The following is a 17,888-nucleotide window of genomic DNA, read 5'->3' as shown; positions in this document are numbered from 1 at the left end:
GCCATGACCGCCGCTACGCGATTGACGCCCGCAAGATTGAACGCGAGGTGGGCTGGAAGCCACAAGAAACCTTTGAGACCGGCATTCGCAAAACCGTGCAGTGGTACCTGAGCCACCAAGACTGGGTCGAGGGTGTGACAAGTGGCAACTACCGCCAGTGGGTGGGCAAGCACTACGGTTGAATTTCCAGCCCATGCTTCCACACAAAATTCTTTTGCTCGGCGCCAACGGCCAACTCGGCAACGAACTCGCCACAGCCCTGCAAATCTTGGGTGACGTCAAAGTCCTCACGCGTATTGAGGCTGACTTGTCACAACCCGACGTGCTGCGTCAATCGCTGGCGCACATCACACAAAACTTTGTCCCCACCGTCATCGTCAATGCAGCGGCTTACACCGCCGTTGACAAGGCAGAGTCAGAACCCGATGTTGCCCATGCCGTCAATGCGTTGTCAGTCGGCGTGTTGGGCGAGGTGGCCCAACATTGCAGTGCCATGGTGGTGCACTATTCCACCGACTATGTGTTTGATGGCTCGGGCAACCAGCCGTGGCAAGAGACAGATATGCCCCATCCGCTGTCTGTTTACGGACAAAGCAAATTGGCAGGCGAGCAAGCGCTGGCAAAAAGCTGTGCCAAGTATTTGATTCTGCGCACCAGCTGGGTGGTGGGCACACATGGCGGTAATTTTTTAAAAACCATGTTGCGCCTCGCTGCCGAGCGCGACAGCCTGCGCGTGGTGGCCGATCAAGTGGGCGTGCCCACCTCTACCGCTTTGTTGGCGCAGGTCACGGTGCAGATGGTGCAAGCCATGCAAGACGCTGATGCACATGACCCGCGCTGGGGCGCGTACCACGTGGCTGCGGGTGGCGAGACCACGTGGCATGCTTATGCACAGCACGTGATTGCCAGTGCGCACGCGCGCGGACTGTCACTCAAAGCCACACCAGAGGCTGTGCACCCGATCACCACCGCTGAATACCCGCTGCCTGCACCACGTCCACTGAACTCACGTTTAAACACGCACAAAGCGCAACACACCTTCAACCTCACCTTGCCAGATTGGCAGCAAGGCGTTGACGGTATCCTTGGTGCTTTGTTGTCAAAGTAAAGACTATGCAGAAAAACAGAAAAGGCATCATCTTGGCGGGTGGCTCAGGCACCCGTCTGTACCCGGTCACACAAGCGGTCAGCAAACAATTGATGCCGGTGTATGACAAGCCGATGATTTATTACCCCCTCACCACGCTCATGCTCAGCGGCATTCGCGAGGTGCTGGTGATTTCTACGCCACAAGACACGCCGCGTTTTGCCGAGTTGCTGGGGGACGGCAGCCAGTGGGGCATGCACATTGAGTACGCTGTACAGCCTAGCCCTGATGGCTTGGCGCAAGCCTTCATCATTGGTAAACACTTTGTGGCGGACCACCCCAGCGCCCTGGTGTTGGGCGACAACATCTTTTATGGCCACGACTTGGTCAAGCAGTTGCAACGGGCCGACCAACGCAGCCAGGGTGCTTCGGTGTTCGCCTACCACGTGCACGACCCAGAGCGTTATGGCGTGGTCGAGTTTGACGCGCAGTTCCGTGCCTTGAGCATTGAAGAAAAACCCAAGCAACCCAAATCCAACTATGCGGTGACGGGTTTGTATTTTTACGACGAGCAGGTGTGCGACATCGCTGCTGCCGTGAAGCCTTCTCACCGGGGTGAACTCGAAATCACCGATGTCAACAAGCGTTACTTGGAGTTAGGGCAACTCAACGTGGAGATCATGGGCCGTGGTTATGCGTGGCTCGACACGGGTACACACGAAAGCCTGATGGAAGCAGCCAGCTTCATTGCCACTTTGCAAAAACGCCAGGGCTTGATGGTGGCGTGCCCTGAGGAAATTGCCTTTGCCCAGCACTGGATCGATGCAGCGCAGCTCGGCAAGTTGGCCGCACCTTTGGCTAAAAATGGTTACGGCCAGTACTTGCTCAGTTTGTTGAAGTAAGCCATGCCCTATCAAGTGACCCCCACACCCATTGACGGTGTGTTGATTTTGGAGCCCAAGGTGTTTGGCGATGCGCGTGGCTTCTTTTTTGAGAGCTTCAACGCACGCGACTTCGCGCAAGCCACCGGTTTAGAGCGAACCTTTGTGCAAGACAACCACAGCAAGTCGAGCCAAGGGGTGTTGCGTGGTTTGCACTACCAGGTGCAGCACCCGCAGGGCAAGTTGGTGCGTGTCACGCAAGGCTCGGTGTTTGATGTGGCGGTCGACATTCGTCGCGAATCCAAAACCTATGGCCAATGGTTTGGCCTAGAGTTGTCGGCAGAAAACAAACGTCAGCTGTGGGTGCCTGAAGGTTTGGCCCATGGTTTTTTGGTGACGAGCGAGAGCGCCGAGTTTTTGTACAAAACCACCGACTATTACCACCCGGAGTTCGAACGCAGTTTGCTGTGGAGCGATCCTGCTGTGGGTGTGGAATGGCCGTTGCATCTGTTGTCTGCGCCACCGCTGTTGGCTGCCAAAGACGCCAACGCGCCCACCCTCTTCGCCAGTTTTTGATGCCTCATCCAGACGCATCGCAGAGTCGCGCCGAGGGTCAGTGGGCCTCGTTGTTGCGTGATGCTTCGTTCGATGCCGATGCCCGTTTCCCCGTCGCTTGGCCGTTTGACGCCCGAGGCCGCAACGCGGTGTTGTGCGATGCTGTGCGTGGCGGGCGCGTGTTGCATTTGGGGTTTGCCGACCATGCCCCCTTGATTGCCGACAAGTTGCAACAAGGCGTGTGGCTGCACGACCAAGTGCAGCAGGTGGCCGCAGCATGTGTTGGCGTGGACATCAATGCCGATGCGGTGGCCTTGGCCACGCAGCTGGGCGTCACCGACCTGCATTGCCTGGATATTTTTGATTCCGCTTTTCAGCGCCTGGTGGATGAATTTCAGCCCACCCATGTGTTGCTCCCTGACGTGATGGAACACCTTCACAACCCGATTGCGTTCTTGCAGCGCGTGGCCCACACCGCCCCAGGCGCCACCTTGGTGGTTTCTGTGCCCAATGGTTTGAGTTTGCGCAACCTCTGGAATGCCTGGCATGGTGTGGAATGCATCAACACCGACCACCTCTGCTGGTACTCACCATTCACGGTGCTGAAGGTGTTGGCGCGTGCGGGCTATGTTGGCTGCAATGCCATCTGTGCGCAAATTGCACCTGCCTCGTCCCTCAAAGGGCGTGTATTTGCAAGGTGTGTGGCGTGGCGTTCTGTGTGGGCCGACAACCTGGTGGTGTCGGCGCGTTTGACCCATCGGGTTTAAGCGATGCCATGCCCGCAAGCCGGCCAACACAATCGCTCTTAGCGCAAGCGTGCCACCCACACGGTCAAAGCCAACAACCCCAAGCCGCTGACGCTTGCAAACGTAACGATGTGCTGTGCCGCATCTGGTGTTGAACTCGCCAGCACAGGCCCCCACAACACCACCGCTTGCACACACGTCAACGCGATGCACGCCCATGAATAGCGGACGGCTGCGTGGGTTTGAAATGGGCGATGGCTGAACGCCGCTAACAGGCAGGCCCCAACCTGCCATCCGGCCACAGGCACTATGTAGATCCAAATGCCCGTCCAGCGCGTGTCCAGCCAATGCCATTCAAGAGCCAAGGTGCACACCCATCCCAGCCCAACCACGCAGGCCGCGGCGACCAAACCTAACAGTCCAGCCGTGCGGCGAGGGTGGAGGTGCTGTGGCGCATGACCTTGTGCCAGCACCACCTGGGCCCAGGCCATGTGAACCAGCGCTGGCACAAAGCCCAAGACGCGCAACAAGGCGGTCAACCAACCGGTGTCTTGTGCGCCATAGAGCCGTTGCCACACCACAACCAGGCAGGTGGCCAGCAGTGCGTCACTCAACGTGTGCGCAAAACGCAAGCGCGCGCTGCGCGGGTCTGACTGTGTGTGGACGGGGGCCGGGTTGATGGGCATGTGCGGCAGGTGCTGTGCATGCGCATCGGGCGTGGCCTGCCAGGCAGGTGCCAGCCACGCTGCGCCCACGGCGTAGCCCAGCACCGCCGACCACACCAGGGTTGGGCCAGACCAGGCCATCCATGCGCCGCCCAGAGCCGTCAGCGCCGCTGTGAGAGGGGGCACCACGCGCACGGTGGCCTGTTGCCAACGTGTCCCCACGCGCAGGGTGAAGCTTTGTGCCAACACCCAAGCCATTTGACACACCGCTAACAGCAGCACCCACAGCAACGCTGAGCCGGCGTTTAAGCCACTGAGCCACACGGCAGCAGCGGCCAGGGGCAGCAACCACAGACCGCGTTGCAGACTGCTTCGCCATGCGCTGCGCAGCGCATCGTTTGCAGGCGCATGGGCATTGGCTAGCAAGCTCAAGGGGGCTTGGGCCAGGGCCAGCGTCATCCAAAAAAAGCCGATCTGGCTCAATAGAGAAAACTCACCCACCTCTTGTGGCGTGAACAAGCGCAGCATGAGCAGCGCAAACACCACCTGGGTGCCAAACGCCACCAAGCTGGCCAAGGCCACGGTGTGGCTAGATGAGGGCAGTTGGCGCCAACGAGGCTGTTGCATGGGCTGTCAACCTAGCAGGTGTTGCCAGAGTGGCAATTTGGCCAGCACCTGCGGCCAGGCCAAGGCTTGCACGTCAGGCACCACGTAGGGAAAGACGTCGAGCGCTTCGCCAAAGTTAGTTTCCCAGCTGCTGAGCTCAGCACGCAACAGCAAGAAGTTGCCTTGGTGTTGCGCCGCAAAGTAGCGCACCCAGGCGTAGTCGTTGCTCACCACAGGCAAACCCACCGCGCAGTACTCCAACAGTTTTGTGGAGGTTTGCTGGTTGTAGGGCACGACATTGCTCACCAGGTTCAAGCCAAACCGTGCGCGGCGCAACTGTTCGGGCACGTGGGTGTGTGGCACACGGCCCGTGCAGGTGACCGAGGCAGGCAACTGCGCCTGCAACGCCTCAGGCACATCGCCGATCAGCAACAAGCGTCGACCTGCCGCGTGGATGCTGTGCAGCATGGGAACAAAGGGCAACAAGCGATTCATCTCGCCCAAATACACCAAGTCGAATTCAGGCGCGGGCAAGTCGCGACGCTGGGCCACATCGAAGAAGTGCTGGGCCACGCCCATGTCGCGCAAGGCGCTGGGCACCGAGTTGCCAAAGCCCAAACGCTCACGCACCCAGCCGTTTTGGTAAATCCGATAGTCGGGCCTGGGCTGGGTCCAGTGTTTGATTTGGTCTTTCAGCCACGCGTGCGGTGGCACCGAGGCTGACGCGTATTCATGCACATGAAATGCCTGGCGCAAACGATGCGCCTCTGTGTAGGGCACACGACCACACATCCACCACACCACCGATGCGCTGGTGGGCACACTGGTGCTGTCGTCGTGCACTTGCACCTGGTGACCACGGTCTTGCAAAAACGCGGCATAGGCATCGAGCTCTGGCAAGTAAGCGGAGCCGTTGCGTACAAAGTGAATCAGCATGCGCGCAACACCTCTTGCCAAGCTTGGGTGAATGCCGGCAGGTTGTGCCGGGCCACGATGCGCGCCATGTCGGTCTTGACTTGTTCGGGCGGCAAACTCAGCACCGTCATCACCGCCTCGGCCAATGCCACGGGCGCGTCACCACGTGCCAACAGATAGGGCGCATCGCGGTCAAACAACTCGCGCAGGGCGGGAATGGGCAAGGTCACGCAGGGCACTCCGCAGGCGAGCGACTCTAACGCGGTCATGGGACAGCCTTCAAAGCGAGAGGTCAGCAGCGTCATCTCCCATGGGGTGTACAAGCTCGCGCCGCTGGGGTGTTTGCCCAAAAAATGCAACCTGCCTTGCATCAGCAAGTCCATGCCCTGGTGGGCCAAGTGGCGGTGCAAGGGGCCGTCACCCACGATACCCAGTTGTGCCTCGTCGGGCAAAAAGCGCAAGGTGTCGAGCAACAAGCCTGGACGCTTCTCGGCCGACAAACGCCCCACATAGCCAAGCAGCAGCGGCGGTATGCCGCTTTCTCCTCCATGGCCGGCGTGCACATGAATGGGCTGCCCCGCAGGCATGGGCGCCATGGCGTTGGGCACCACGTGGCTGCGCTGCGTGCGGTGGAGTTGTTTGACAAAGCCCAGCAGCGAGTTTTCGGTCGTGCGTGACACCGAGACAAAGTGGTCGACCTGACGGTAGATCAAGCGCAGCCAAGTTTTTTTCATCACCGAGGCGCGGGCTTCTTTCAGCACGTCTTGCAATGGGCCATGCACCCAGCTCACCAGGGGTGTGCCGCTCAGGGCTTTGAGGGCGGCGCCGCAGTAGGTGGGGCCAAAGTTGTGGCTGGCCAAAATCACATCGTGTTGCTTGGCCGCTTGCACCAGGGTGGGCCAATGGGTTTGACGCCAGGGCAAGGCGGTGATCTGCCAGTTGGCTTCGCCCAAGGCCTGTTGCAAGGTCAGGCACATGGTGGCCACGCCGCCCCAGCCGGGTTCTTCCAACATCAACACGTGGCGCATGGTCTGGCTCACTTTGAAGCGTCGGTGTTCATCGCGCACCAAAGCCGGTGAGCACGGTGCGCACGGTCTTGACGGCGATCAACAAGTCCAGTGCGAGTGAGTAGTGCGCCACGTAGTACAGGTCGTAGCTGAGTTTCACGCGCGTGCTGTCGGCGCTGTCGGCGTAACCGTGTTGCACTTGGGCCCAGCCGGTCAAGCCGGGGCGCACCAGGTGTCGGTAAGGGTAGCTGGGGATGGTGGTGGCAAAGTCGCGCACAAAAGGCGCTTGTTCAGGGCGAGGGCCGATCAAGCTCATCTGGCCCCACAGCACATTCCACAGCTGAGGCAACTCGTCGAGCCGGGTGCGGCGAATGAACTGCCCCACGCGTGTGATGCGTGGGTCATCGGTCTGTGCAAAGCGTGTGGCGGGCGCGGACGCGCCATGCACCATGCTGCGAAACTTCCACAGTCTGAAGGCTTGGCCGTAGCGGCCAATGCGTGTTTGCGAATACAGCGCTGGGCCTGCCGAGTCGTAGCGCACCGCCACACCGACTGCCAGCGCCAAAGGCAACCACAGGGGGGCGAGCAGCAGCACCAAGCTCAGGTCGATCAAGCGCTTGAGGCGGTCGTAGCCGGGGTCGTTGTCGATCTCCCACAGCGCATCTGCGGCAGCAGGCAGCATCTTGCGTCCACTCACCAGCTCGGCCACGGCTTCGACGCTGTAGAGACGCAGGTGCTGCATCTTGAGTTGGCTCAGCAGTCGGGTGCGCTCTGGCGTGTTGGGCACATGGCGGTCCAACACCACGCCGTCGCACGCGGGCAGGGCGACGGTTGCGCCGACATCCCACGCTTGCAAGCTGATGGCGCGTGGGTCCAGCGCTTGCGGCTGCAGGCTGCGGGTCAGTTGTTCGGGGATGTTGGCGTCCAGGTGCACCAGGTGCAGCGCGCGTTGCCCCACGCGGCGACGGTAACCCCACCACAGCCACAGCGTGGTGGCTGCATAGGCCCACACCACCGCGGCGCGTGAGTAGGGGTGTTGCAACAGTGCAAAGCCCAGGGGCGTGAAGAGGAACGGCGCCGAGGTGGACACCCACAGCACAGCGCTGCGTTCAGCCAAGGGCAAGTGCGAGGCGCGCATCAGCAGTTGTGCCGCCAACGCATACGGCAGGGCGCACCACCACAAGGTGTCGGCAAATTGGTAGGTCACCCAGCCGAGGTTTTCCAAACCATGAGCCAACAGCAAACTGGGCAACAGCAGCCAGGCGCCCCAAAGTGTCCAGCTTTGCAGCGCGTCACGGCGACGCACCGTGGCCGACACCAAGGCGGAGCCCAAGGTGGTGCTCGGGCGCGAGGTGGCAAAGTCTTCTTGCAAGCACTGTTGGTACACCGCCATCACGCGCTCGGCCATGTCGCCCAGCGTGAACTGCGCTTCAAAGCGCTGTTGTGCTGCATGCCCCAAGCGCTGGCGCAGGGCCGGGTCTTGTGCCAGGCGCAACAACTGGTGTGCCACGGCTTGTTCGGTGTTGGCCACCAGCAGGCCTTCATGGCCGTGCATCACTTGCTCGCGCAGTCCAGGCAAATCGCTGGCCAGCACGGGCAGGCCAGCACGCATGGCTTCGAGCACGGTGATGGGCATGCCTTCGTGGTCGGACAGCAGCACAAACACGTCGTGCTGCGTCAACAACTCGGCCACATGGTTCACATCGCCAGCCCAGGTGATGTGTTCTAGTCCCAACTGCTGAGCCAGGGCTTGGTGCTTGCTCAGCAAGGGGCCATCGCCCGCTAAGGTGACGGGCAACTCATGGCCTAGCCAGTCGCGCACTTTGGCCAAGGCGCGCAGCAGCAGGTCGTGCCGCTTGGGCGACTTCATGCGCGCCACCATGATCAGGCGCGGCGTCGTTGTCGTGTTCGGGAGCGCGCGCTCGTGAGCGCTTGGCAGCAGGTGTTCTTGCTCACCCAGAGAAGGGGCGGCGGGGGGCATCGCGTCGGACGCGGTGTTGGTCGTGCTCAAGCGTGCAATGCCGTTGGCAATCACATGCACGCGTTCTTGTGCGATGGGCAGTTGGTGGGCCAGGGCGCGCTCAAAGGCCGAGACGCAAATCATTTGCGTGGTCCAGCCCGATAAGGCACGCTCGGCCAGTGAGGCGAGGTGACGGCGCAGCCATGGAATTTCAGCTTTGAACCCAAAGCCATGCACGGTGTAGACCACGGGGCGCGCCGTGCGCTGGCAGGCTAGGCGTGCGGCCAGTCCGGCAATGGCGCTGTGGGCATGAATCAGGTCTGGTGGGTTGGCTTCAATCAACGCAATCAGTTGCTGCACGGCCGGCCACAGGCGCCAGGGCAACATGGACTCCACCATGGCGGGCATAGGGCACACGCGCACGCCCAGGGCTTGTAGCTGCTCGCCCAGTACCGAGTCTTCGGGCGGGCCACCAATCACCACGGTGAAGTTCACCCGGGTGTGCAAGGCCTCGCACAAGGCCTGCACATGGCTTTGGGCGCCACCGACCTCGCCTTTGGTGATGACCAGCATCACATGGGGTTTGTGGGCAATTGGTGGTGTGGGTGCATGGGTGGTGGCCCAAGGGCTGTTGCGGCGTGGTTGCGGCTCTGAATCGGTGGCAGAGGGAGGAGCGATGTCAGCCACCACGGGCGGCGCCTCGGTCGGTTCAGGCGCGATGCGTTTGACGCGCGGTTTTTTGGTCTCGGGCGCAGGTGTGGCTGGGGGCAAAGGCTCGTCGCCAAACAAAGACAAGGTGCCGTCGTCGCGTGTGCTCATAGGGGGGTGTCAAAGCCTTGTGGGTTCATCGATTGCCAACGCCAAGCGTCGGCGCACATGCGCTCCAGCCCGAGTTGGGTGTGCCACTTCAGCAGCGCTTTGGCTTGGCTGGGGTCGGCCAAGCATTGGGCCACATCCCCAGGGCGACGTGCCACCACGCGGTGTGCAATGGGCACGCCGTTGACGTGTGCAAAGGTGTCCACCATTTGCTGCACGCTCACACCTTGGCCCGTGCCCAGGTTGACGGTCAGCAGTTTGGGCGTGTCCAAGGCTTGCAAGGCGGCCAAATGGCCTTGTGCGAGGTCCATCACATGCAGGTAATCGCGCACGCCGGTGCCGTCGGGCGTGGGGTAGTCGTTGCCGAAAATTTGCAGCGCGTCCCGTTGCCCCAGGGCGACTTGGGTGATGTAGGGCATCAAGTTGTTGGGAATGCCGTTGGGGGCTTCGCCCAGCAAGCCGCTTTCGTGCGCACCCACGGGATTGAAATAGCGCAGGATGGCGATGTGCCAACGTGGATCGGCAGCGTGCAGTTCACGCAAGGCGTCTTCGCACATCAGCTTGCTGCGGCCATAAGGGTTGGTGGCAGTGAGCGGGGCAGTCTCGGGAATGGGCACCACGGCGGGGTCGCCATACACCGTGGCCGATGAGCTGAACACGATGCGGCGCACGTCGGCGCGGTCCATGGCTTGCAGCAGGCTCAAGGTGCCACTGACGTTGTTGTCAAGGTAGCGCAGGGGTTGCGCCACCGATTCCCCCACGGCTTTGAGCCCGGCAAAGTGCACCACCCCTGTAAAGGTGTGACGAGCAAACACAGCGTCCAGTGCTTGTGCGTCGCGGATGTCGGCTTGTACAAACTCTAGCGGGCGCACGCCCAGACGAGCCAACCGGTCCAGCACTTTGGGGCTGCTGTTGCACAGGTTGTCCAAAATGACCACCGGTTGACCCGCTTGCGCCAACACGACGGCAGTGTGCGAGCCAATGAAGCCGGTGCCGCCAGTGATCAAAATTGGATGATTCATGGCGCAATTATCGTCGCCAGTCCCTGGTCGGGCGTCCTAGAATAGGGCTAGCTTGTAGACGCGCAGAGTTAGTGCATCCACAAGCTGGCTTTACCTTTTTACTTTTTTCTTCCTTTAGTCATTTCATGAAACGTCAACACTCTTCCCACGGTGGCGCGCACAACAGCGCCGAATCTTGCATTGCCTTGATCGACGCCCGTTTTCTGGCCTGGTTGCAGGGGCAAACCGAAGCCGCTCAAGACAACACCCGTCAACACCTGCTCACTTTGTTGGGCCATGCGTTGGTGAACAATGGCCTGGACCTGAACTTGCGCCGCATTTATTGGTACAGCGACAGCGCTGAAGACCAAGTGGTGGACGCCCAAATCAGCCGTGCTGTGCTGCCGCACAGCCAAGACGGTGGTGTGTCCATCTTGCGTGCGTTGGGGGCTGACCTCAAGCGCTTGGCTGAGCGTCAAGCTTGCGAGCACATTTTGGTAGGCAGCGATGACGAGCGCCTCCTCAGCTTGATCGACGAAGCTCAGCTGCATGGCGTGGCCGTGCATTTGCTGGCCGATGAAGCCTCGCGCAACATGAACCAATTGCAGCGTGATGACCCGGGTTGGGCACGCTTGCTGTCGCAAGCCGACCACCGTGTGGTCTTGGGTGCGCAAAACCTGCGCGATGGCGCACAGCCTCGTCACGGCAACGCTGCGGTGCACGCTGCCCCGGCGATGGACCCCGAGCAACTGCGCGAGCAACTCAACACCGTCATTCAAGCCTGGTGGGCCGACGAGCCCGAAGACCTGCGCGAAGAGCTGCGCGAAGAACTGCACAACACCCGTGGCATTCCACAAGAGGTGGACCGTCAACTGTTGCTGGGTGTGCGTCGCGTGCTGGAACGTGCGCTGAGTTTCCAAGAGAAAAAACTGCTGCGTGAAATGGTGCGCGATTTGGTGTTGGGCCCACAAACGCCTGCCGCGAATGCTGCCCCCCAAGACGATCACATGGACTGACCTTCGGAGCTTTTGACATGAGCACTTTGAACCCGGCCGACATCCTGGCCCAGGCGTTGCCCTACATCCGCAAATTCCACGGCAAGACCTTGGTCATCAAATACGGCGGCAACGCCATGACCGACCCCTTGCTGCAACAGGCGTTCGCCGAAGACGTGGTGTTGCTCAAGCTGGTGGGCATGAACCCCGTGGTGGTACACGGCGGGGGGCCGCAAATTGAAACGGCTCTCAAGCGTTTGGGCAAAAAGGGCGAGTTTGTGCAGGGCATGCGCGTGACCGATGCTGAAACCATGGAAGTGGTGGAGTGGGTGCTGGGTGGCGAAGTGCAGCAAGACATCGTGGGCCTGATCAACCAAGCCGGCGGCAAGGCGGTGGGCTTGACCGGGCGTGACGGCGCCATGATTCGCGCCCGCAAACTGGTGCTGCACGACAGCCAAGACCCCAGCAAAGCCTACGACGTGGGCCAGGTGGGCGACATCGTCAGCATCGACCCCAGCGTGGTCAAAGCTTTGCAGGACGACGCTTTCATCCCCGTGATCAGTCCGATTGGTTTTGGAGAAAGCAACGAGAGCTACAACATCAACGCCGACGTGGTGGCCGCCAAGCTGGCCACTGTGCTGCAAGCTGAAAAGCTGTTGATGCTCACCAACATTCCCGGCGTGCTCGACAAACAAGGCCAGTTGCTGCCCGAGTTGACACCACGTCGCATTGACGAGCTGTGTGCCGACGGCACCATCAGCGGCGGCATGTTGCCCAAGATCAGTGGCGCCCTGGATGCTGCCAAGAGCGGGGTCAACGCGGTGCACATCATCGATGGCCGAGTGCCACACGCCATGTTGCTGGAGATCTTGACCGATCAGGCCTTCGGCACCATGATTAGGTCGCACTAACTATCAAGGCCGCCCATGTCTGACGCCGCTTCTGTCCCCGACTCTGATGCGACCCATGCCTCTGCCGAGGGCGTCAGCCGCAAGCGCATGAAGCCCGGTGAGCGGCGTGCGCAAATTTTGCAAACCCTCGCGAGCATGCTGGAGCAGCCGGGTGCCGAGCGCATCACCACCGCTTCTTTGGCGGCCAAATTAGAGGTGAGCGAGGCGGCGCTGTATCGCCACTTTGCCAGCAAAGCGCAGATGTTTGAAGGGCTGATTGATTTCATCGAAAGCAGCCTGTTCACCTTGATCAACCAAATCGCAGAACGCGAGGGTGACGGGGCCGACAAGGCAGCACGCATGGTCACCGTGTTGTTGCAGTTTGGCGAAAAGAACCCGGGTATGGCCCGCGTCATGGTGGGCGATGCTTTGGTGTTTGAACATGAGCGCTTGCATCAGCGTATGAACCAGTTGTTTGACCGCATTGAGTCGGCCCTGCGTCAAGTGCTGCGTGCTGCAGCCCAAGCGCGTCAGTCGCCCACCCCCACGGTGGACGCCCAAGTGCGCGCCGCCGCCTTGGTGGCGCTGGCCCTGGGCAACTTGCAGCGCTTCGCGCGCTCGGGCTTCAAACGTTCACCGCTGGAACATTTGGACGCTGCCCTCACGCTGTTGGTTTGACGGCCTGTGCTCGGCCTTTGTCGCCCACGCGAAGTGAGGCGCTCGCCCAAGGCGCCATAATCCGCCCGCACCTCATGCAACGCATGAGCGCTTCGAATGACTGTTTAACCTGAAAGGCAACCCATGAAATTGGTTCGTTATGGCAACCCCGGCAAAGAAAAACCCGGTTTGATTGACGCCGATGGCAAGCTGCGTGACCTGAGCGCTGTCATCCCCGACTTGCTGCCCCAATACCTCGGTGACGCCACCTTGGCCAAGCTGCGCCGCCTCAAAACCGCGTCGCTGCCTTTGGTCAAAGGCAAGCCTCGTCTGGGTTGCCCCGTCGCAGGTGTGGGCAAGTTTGTGGCCATTGGCTTGAACTACGCTGACCACGCCGCCGAAGCCGGCATGGCATTGCCCAAAGAACCCGTGGTGTTCATGAAACCCACCAGCTGTATCCAAGGCCCCAACGACGATGTGATGTTGCCCAAGGGCTCGGTCAAGTCCGACTGGGAAGTGGAACTCGGCATCGTGATTGGCACCAAGGCCCGTTATGTGTCGCAAAAAAGCGCACTCGACCACGTGGCGGGTTACACCTTGATCAACGACGTCAGCGAGCGCGAGTTCCAACTCGAGCGCGGCGGCACTTGGGACAAGGGCAAGTGTTGCGACACCTTCGGCCCCATCGGCCCCTGGTTGGTCACACGCGACGATGTGCCCAATCCCCAGAAATTGGACATTTGGTTGGACCTCAACGGCGAGCGCATGCAGTCGGGCAACACCAAGACCATGGTCTTCGGTGCCGCCAAGCTGGTGAGCTATGTGAGCCAGTTCATGACCCTGTACCCCGGCGACGTGATTGCTACCGGTACGCCCGCAGGCGTGGGCCTGGGCAAGAAGAAAGATGGCAAGCCACAACCTATCTTCTTGAAGCGCGGTGACGTGATGACCTTAGGCATCGAAGGCCTGGGCGAGCAAACGCAAAAAGTGGTGGCGTTCAAGCTGTAATTTTTTGTTGCGCAAAAAAGCCGCTCATTGAGCGGCTTTTTCTTTGGGCGCTGGCGCTCTGCTCAGTCGCTCAAGCGCACCACTTGCAAACCCGGCAAGCTAGGCACCGCAAACTCTTCGTGGTCAAAGGCCTTGTCGCCGTCATCCGACGCCACGCCGGTGGTCACCAGGTTTTTGAAGTCAAACTTCGAGTGGTCCAGCAGGTGCGAGGGCACCACGTTTTGTAGCGCGGCAAACATGTTTTCAATGCGACCCGGAAACTTCTTTTCCCACTCGCGCAGCATCTCTCCCACCACTTGGCGTTGCAAGCCGTCTTGGCTGCCGCACAGCGTGCACGGGATGATGGGGAACTCGCGGTGTGCTGCCCAGCGCACCAGGTCTTTCTCGCTCACATAGGCCATGGGGCGAATCACCATGTGGTCGCCGCCGTCGCTCACCAGTTTGGGGGGCATGCTTTTGAGCTTGCCGCCAAAGAACATGTTCAAAAAGAAGGTTTGCAAAATGTCGTCGCGGTGGTGGCCCAGCGCAATTTTGTTACAGCCCAACTCGCCTGCCACGCGGTACAAAATGCCCCGGCGCAAACGGCTGCACAGGCTGCACATGGTCTTGCCTTCGGGAATTTTGTCTTTCACGATCGAGTAGGTGTCTTGCGTTTCAATGCGAAACGGCACGCCGACTTCGGTCAGGTATTTGGGCAAGATGTCGGCCGGGAAGCCGGGTTGCTTTTGGTCCAGGTTGACGGCGATCAACTCAAAGCGGATGGGCGCGCGCGCTTGCATCTTGAGCAAGATGTCGAGCATGCCGTAGCTGTCTTTGCCGCCCGACATGCAGACCATGACCTTGTCGCCCTCTTCGATCATGTTGTAGTCGACGATGGCTTGACCCACCTGACGGCACAGGCGTTTTTCCAACTTGTGGGTCTCGTGTTCGATTTTGATTTGCTGAGGGTCTTTGGCGGTGGTGGTCATGGTGTGCGTGCGTTGAGTGCAGGGCGGCAAGCGTGTTGCGCCCTTAGTTCCATTGTCCTGTTTCCATGCGAATCGCCACTTCGCAGTCGTCAAAAATTTCCAGCTTGGCAATTTTCACCCGAACGCCCAGCACGCCGGGCAGTTGCATCAGGCGATGGGCCAGTTTGCCAATCAAGCTCTCCAGCAAATTGACGTGCTCTGCGGTGCACTCGGTGATGATGATCTGGCGCACCTTGCGGTAGTCGAGCACGTGGCCAATGTCGTCGTCATGCGGTAGCAGGGGTTGGGTGCCTAAGTTGAGTTCGGCGTCCACCTGGATGGGTTGTGGATCGGTTTTTTCGTGTTCCAAGATGCCTAGGTTGGCATCAAAGCGCAAGCCATTGAGCGTGAGAATTTGGGTGCCTTTGGACAGTGCCATGGTCACAGCACTCCGGGTTTGGCACGAAAGGCTTCCACGCCGACGGCTTCGCAATCGGGGTAGACATCGGGTTTGCGGGTGGACACGCGCGCAGCTAACACGCCCGTGTGTTCGAGCAAGTGGGTCAAGATGTTGTCGCACAAAGTTTCTTGCAGACCAATGTGGCCTTTGGCAATGCGGCCATGCACCACGGCGCGCACAAAGTCGTAGTCCACCACTTCGTCGATGCGGTCGTCCTTGGGGCTGGTGCCTTCGAAAGACACGTACAAGTCCACGTCGATCACGATGCGTTGCGGCGCATGCTGTTCAAAGTCGTGCACGCCAATCTGGGCTTGTACGGTGAGGCCGCGTAAAAACAAGCGGCGGCAATGGAGCAAAAGGGTATCGATCATGGTTTGAAAAGTTCCTCGACCACAAACATGATGTCGCGCGAGAGCGGCACCAAGTGTTGGCCGTTGTCCACCCGCACGGTGGTGCCGGTGATGCTGGGGTTGTTGGCCAGAAACACCACCGTGTTGGCGACGTCGGCTGGGGCGATGGGTTGGCGCAGCAGGTTGGCTTTGGCTGCGCGGTCAAAGTTGTCTTGCGATTGGGGGCCGCTCAAGTACATCAATCCAGGTGCCACCGCGTTGACGCGCAAGGTGGGTGCCAGCGACTGCGCTTGCAAACTGACCGCGCGTTCGAGTGCGAGCTTGGACAGGGTGTACGAAAAATAATCGGGGTTGAGGTTGAACACCTTTTGGTCGAGCACGTGCACCACGCTCGGAGCGGCCAAGCGTGAGGCAAGGTGCGCACTCTGCGCAGTGACCGGCATGGACTCGGTGGTGTTGGTCGCCATGGTGTTGGCTGACACCTGGGGCTGAGGCGCTGCGCCATGGCCATGCAAAGCGGCCAGCCACTTGCCAAAACGCATCGGCGCCATGAGATTGACTTTGAGCTGCGCCAGGGCTTGGGTCTCGTCAAAGTCGCTGCCCTCGTCGGGCACGAACAAAGAGGCGTTGTTGACGATGCAGCGCAGGTGGGTGCCGGTGGTGGCCACCGTGGTGTCAAAAATATGCTGGCAACTGACTTCGTCTTCCAACTCGCCAGCCACGGCCAGGGCTTGCACGCCCAAAGCGCGCAGCTCGACACACAGGGCTTGCGCCGCGTCGGCAGAGCGGTTGTAGTGGCACGCCACGTTCCAGCCCGCGCGTGCGAAGGCCAAGCCGGTTTCACGGCCCAGGCGAACGCTGCCGCCGGTGATGAGTGCCCAAGAAGTCATGTGTGTGGTGAGGCGGTAGGATGCGCGCCAAGATTCGGTAGAACCATGGATTCTCACAAATTATCTCAAGACCCCGCGCAACGCGCCCTCTATGCCCTGATTCAGCGTGCCATTGCCAAGGCCGGTGGCTGGCTAGGCTTTGACCGTTTCATGGCGCTCGCGCTGTACGCGCCGGGCTTGGGCTACTACGCCAACGACTTGCGCAAGTTCGGCACCACGCCTGAGAGCGGCAGCGACTTTGTGACCGCCCCCGAAATGTCCCCCTGGTTTGGTCGCACCCTGGCCCACTCGGTGCGCGAGGCGCTGGCGGTGACAGGTACCGACGAGGTGTGGGAGTTTGGTGCGGGTTCCGGCGCCTTGGCACTGCAACTGCTCGACACCCTGGGCGACACCATTCAGCGCTACACCATCGTGGATTTGTCGGGCAGCCTGCGCGCACGCCAGCAAGCCTGCCTGCACGCGCATGCAGCCAAGGTGCAGTGGGTGGACGCCTTGCCTGAGCAACTGAGCGGCGTGGTGGTGGGCAACGAGGTGCTCGACGCCATGCCGGTGCAGCTGTTGGTGCGCACGCAAGGTGTGTGGCATGAGCGCGGCGTGGTGTGGACAGGCGACGCGGCCCAGCCGCTGCAATGGCAAGACCGTGTGACCGAGCTGCGCCCACCCGTTGAGTTGGAGGGTGCGCACGATTACCTGACTGAAATTCACACCCAAGCCGAAGCCTTTGTGCGCACCCTGGCCGACCGCATGAACGCCAGCGTGGCAGCGGGCGGCAAAGGCGGCGCCGCCTTTTTGATCGACTACGGGTTTCCCGAGCACGAGTACTTTCACCCCCAACGTCACATGGGCACCTTGATGTGCCACCAACTGCACAAGGCCGACCCTGACCCGCTGCACGATGTGGGGGCCAAAGACATCACCGCCCATGTGAACTTCACCGGTGTGGCCTTGGCCGGCCAAGACGCGGGCTTGAATGTGCTGGGTTACACCAGCCAAGCACATTTTTTGATCAACAGCGGTTTGTTGCCTCCGCTGGTGGATGCGCCCCTGCCTGAGAAGGCGATGGCGCAAAAGCTGATCACCGAGCACGAGATGGGCGAGCTGTTCAAGGTGATCGCCTTTGGCACCGGCGAGCCTTGGGAGCCTATGGGTTTTGCCCAGGGCGACCGCAGTCACACGCTTTAAGGACACGCCATGTTTCGCTGGCTCTTGGTGGTGTTTTTGGCGCTGTTGTTGATCAACAGTGTGACGCCGTGGTTGCAAAAACTCGGGTTTGGACGCTTGCCGGGGGACATTCGTTTTCGCCTCTTTGGGCGCGAGATTTTTATTCCGCTCACGTCGACGATCATTCTCAGCATCGTCTGTGCGTTGATTGCCAAGGTCATTTGAACTGCCCTTCGGCGTTTGATGCGGGCTTCCCTGTTGTGTCAAACGTCGAGGGCTGCACCTGCTCTG

19 protein-coding genes and 1 pseudogene are annotated in these 17,888 nt (G+C 60.6%); 11 read left to right on the top strand and 9 right to left on the bottom strand.

From position 1 onward, the window contains the following. The 5 genes and pseudogenes from B9Z41_RS15745 to B9Z41_RS15725 form a co-directional block, all read left to right on the top strand. A pseudogene (locus B9Z41_RS15745) lies at nt 1–182 on the top strand (GDP-mannose 4,6-dehydratase); the annotation flags it as partial. A gap of 11 nt (nt 183–193) precedes the next feature. Beyond that, nucleotides 194–1,108 (top strand): dTDP-4-dehydrorhamnose reductase, encoded by a 915-nt coding sequence (gene rfbD / locus B9Z41_RS15740; RefSeq protein ID WP_100148033.1) that lies wholly within the window; start codon nt 194–196, stop codon nt 1,106–1,108. Nucleotides 1,109–1,113: 5 nt separating this feature from the next. Next, nucleotides 1,114–1,989, top strand: coding sequence for a glucose-1-phosphate thymidylyltransferase RfbA (gene rfbA, locus B9Z41_RS15735; protein ID WP_100148032.1), 876 nt, complete (start codon nt 1,114–1,116; stop codon nt 1,987–1,989). A 3-nt stretch (nt 1,990–1,992) separates the two neighbouring features. Then, nucleotides 1,993–2,544 carry a dTDP-4-dehydrorhamnose 3,5-epimerase gene (rfbC, locus tag B9Z41_RS15730; protein WP_100148031.1) on the top strand — a complete coding sequence of 184 codons (552 nt, stop codon included), beginning with the start codon at nt 1,993–1,995 and terminating at the stop codon, nt 2,542–2,544. Then, nucleotides 2,544–3,290 carry a methyltransferase domain-containing protein gene (locus B9Z41_RS15725; RefSeq protein ID WP_108300726.1) on the top strand — a complete coding sequence of 249 codons (747 nt, stop codon included), beginning with the start codon at nt 2,544–2,546 and terminating at the stop codon, nt 3,288–3,290. The genes rfbC and B9Z41_RS15725 overlap by 1 nt, the downstream gene beginning before the upstream one ends. Before the next feature lie 38 nt (nt 3,291–3,328). Here the strand turns inward: B9Z41_RS15725 and B9Z41_RS15720 are convergent, their stop codons facing one another. The 5 genes from B9Z41_RS15720 to galE are packed head-to-tail and all read right to left on the bottom strand — an operon-like array spanning nt 3,329 to nt 10,260. Next, nucleotides 3,329–4,561: a hypothetical protein gene (locus B9Z41_RS15720; RefSeq protein ID WP_100148029.1), complete on the bottom strand. Its 1,233-nt coding sequence runs from the start codon at nt 4,559–4,561 to the stop codon at nt 3,329–3,331. A gap of 6 nt (nt 4,562–4,567) precedes the next feature. Continuing rightward, nucleotides 4,568–5,476, bottom strand: coding sequence for a glycosyltransferase family 4 protein (locus B9Z41_RS15715; protein ID WP_100148028.1), 909 nt, complete (start codon nt 5,474–5,476; stop codon nt 4,568–4,570). Continuing rightward, nucleotides 5,470–6,483, bottom strand: coding sequence for a glycosyltransferase (locus B9Z41_RS15710; protein WP_158236204.1), 1,014 nt, complete (start codon nt 6,481–6,483; stop codon nt 5,470–5,472). The genes B9Z41_RS15715 and B9Z41_RS15710 overlap by 7 nt, the downstream gene beginning before the upstream one ends. A gap of 28 nt (nt 6,484–6,511) precedes the next feature. Further along, nucleotides 6,512–9,241 (bottom strand): sugar transferase, encoded by a 2,730-nt coding sequence (locus B9Z41_RS17245; RefSeq protein ID WP_233202736.1) that lies wholly within the window; start codon nt 9,239–9,241, stop codon nt 6,512–6,514. Continuing rightward, nucleotides 9,238–10,260: a UDP-glucose 4-epimerase GalE gene (gene galE / locus B9Z41_RS15700; protein ID WP_100148026.1), complete on the bottom strand. Its 1,023-nt coding sequence runs from the start codon at nt 10,258–10,260 to the stop codon at nt 9,238–9,240. The genes B9Z41_RS17245 and galE overlap by 4 nt, the downstream gene beginning before the upstream one ends. Before the next feature lie 125 nt (nt 10,261–10,385). Here galE and B9Z41_RS15695 point away from each other — a divergent pair, with 125 nt between their 5' ends. From B9Z41_RS15695 to B9Z41_RS15680, 4 genes are all read left to right on the top strand, one after another. Continuing rightward, nucleotides 10,386–11,255 carry a hypothetical protein gene (locus B9Z41_RS15695; RefSeq protein WP_100148025.1) on the top strand — a complete coding sequence of 290 codons (870 nt, stop codon included), beginning with the start codon at nt 10,386–10,388 and terminating at the stop codon, nt 11,253–11,255. Nucleotides 11,256–11,272: 17 nt separating this feature from the next. Next, nucleotides 11,273–12,145: an acetylglutamate kinase gene (argB, locus tag B9Z41_RS15690; protein WP_100148024.1), complete on the top strand. Its 873-nt coding sequence runs from the start codon at nt 11,273–11,275 to the stop codon at nt 12,143–12,145. 15 nt (nt 12,146–12,160) lie between these two features. Beyond that, nucleotides 12,161–12,802, top strand: coding sequence for a nucleoid occlusion factor SlmA (slmA, locus tag B9Z41_RS15685; protein WP_100148023.1), 642 nt, complete (start codon nt 12,161–12,163; stop codon nt 12,800–12,802). Nucleotides 12,803–12,925: 123 nt separating this feature from the next. Further along, a complete protein-coding gene (locus B9Z41_RS15680) occupies nt 12,926–13,789 on the top strand; it encodes a fumarylacetoacetate hydrolase family protein (protein WP_100148022.1) in 864 nt (287 codons plus the stop codon). A 62-nt stretch (nt 13,790–13,851) separates the two neighbouring features. Here B9Z41_RS15680 and ttcA read toward each other — a convergent pair whose 3' ends face one another. From ttcA to B9Z41_RS15660, 4 genes are read right to left on the bottom strand one after another with little or no spacing between them, the layout of a single operon-like run. After that, entirely contained in the window at nt 13,852–14,757 is a 906-nt protein-coding gene (gene ttcA / locus B9Z41_RS15675; protein ID WP_100148021.1) for a tRNA 2-thiocytidine(32) synthetase TtcA, read from the bottom strand. A gap of 43 nt (nt 14,758–14,800) precedes the next feature. Next, nucleotides 14,801–15,175, bottom strand: coding sequence for a dihydroneopterin aldolase (locus B9Z41_RS15670; RefSeq protein ID WP_100148020.1), 375 nt, complete (start codon nt 15,173–15,175; stop codon nt 14,801–14,803). A gap of 2 nt (nt 15,176–15,177) precedes the next feature. Next, nucleotides 15,178–15,567: a dihydroneopterin aldolase gene (locus B9Z41_RS15665; RefSeq protein WP_100148019.1), complete on the bottom strand. Its 390-nt coding sequence runs from the start codon at nt 15,565–15,567 to the stop codon at nt 15,178–15,180. Further along, nucleotides 15,564–16,436 (bottom strand): SDR family oxidoreductase, encoded by an 873-nt coding sequence (locus tag B9Z41_RS15660; protein WP_100148018.1) that lies wholly within the window; start codon nt 16,434–16,436, stop codon nt 15,564–15,566. Before B9Z41_RS15660 ends, B9Z41_RS15665 begins: the two co-directional genes overlap by 4 nt. 45 nt (nt 16,437–16,481) lie before the next feature. Between B9Z41_RS15660 and B9Z41_RS15655 the strand changes: the two genes are divergently transcribed. Together B9Z41_RS15655 and B9Z41_RS15650 are read left to right on the top strand one after the other, a co-directional pair. After that, nucleotides 16,482–17,618: a class I SAM-dependent methyltransferase gene (locus B9Z41_RS15655; RefSeq protein ID WP_100148017.1), complete on the top strand. Its 1,137-nt coding sequence runs from the start codon at nt 16,482–16,484 to the stop codon at nt 17,616–17,618. A gap of 9 nt (nt 17,619–17,627) precedes the next feature. Continuing rightward, entirely contained in the window at nt 17,628–17,822 is a 195-nt protein-coding gene (locus B9Z41_RS15650; protein ID WP_100148016.1) for a DUF2905 domain-containing protein, read from the top strand. Nucleotides 17,823–17,888 lie beyond the last annotated feature (66 nt).

The sequence above is a fragment of the Limnohabitans sp. JirII-31 genome, from assembly GCF_002778315.1.
Taxonomy (GTDB): Bacteria; Pseudomonadota; Gammaproteobacteria; order Burkholderiales; family Burkholderiaceae_C; genus Limnohabitans.
This window is presented reverse-complemented; position numbering and strand designations above follow the sequence as displayed.